Consider the following 673-nt stretch of genomic DNA (forward strand, 5'->3'; position numbering starts at 1 on the left):
CTGCATCATTAGCATATTTTGCATAGCAATCTGTATGCATACTATCCAAAATACTGTCATCTAGCAAATTAATAAAATATTTATCTTCGTAAAGTTGCGCTCTTTTAGCCGCTTCTTCGTTAGCGATAACCTCACCTTTAAATAATGAAATTATTTCGTCTTTATAAATATCTATCGCAGTGTACAGGCCTTTACCAGCATTTTTAATTTGTGAAGATTTAATATATAAATAGTCTGATTCTGGTGCTTCGATACTATTGGTTTTTATATAAAGGTCTTCAGTATTTGAAGTTTTCAAGTTTCTATGAGTTTTGTTTAGCGTCTTTTTTAAGATTACTTACGTGGTCTAAGCAAGTAATTAATTGTAAATTAAGTAAATATACAATCAACTTTCTCCTTTAACAACAGTAACAATTCCTTTTGATAATATTTAAACCGATTTGGAGCTGACAAAACGATTATCTTTTTTCTGAAGTGTGTGCCACCGTTTTTTGAAATTATTCTCCTCTGTTTTTCTTCCATTACGATCACCTAGACCTGTACAATACATTGATTTTTAAGTCAATGAATGCGCCTTGTTTATTGCAGATTTTGTGATTTGTTCCTACAAAATCAAATTCAATAGAATCATGTCTATCAAAAAAATAATCTGAAGCTGTTTTTGATCGTTGCT

General features: G+C 30.3%; 1 pseudogene. It reads right to left on the reverse strand.

Annotation, left to right across the window (positions count from 1 at the left end):
- Positions 1-298: pseudogene (locus B2U95_RS02900) on the reverse strand (hypothetical protein); the annotation flags it as partial.
- Positions 299-673 lie beyond the last annotated feature (375 nt).

Source organism: Winogradskyella sp. UBA3174 (assembly GCF_002364335.1).
Classification (GTDB): Bacteria; Bacteroidota; Bacteroidia; order Flavobacteriales; family Flavobacteriaceae; genus Winogradskyella.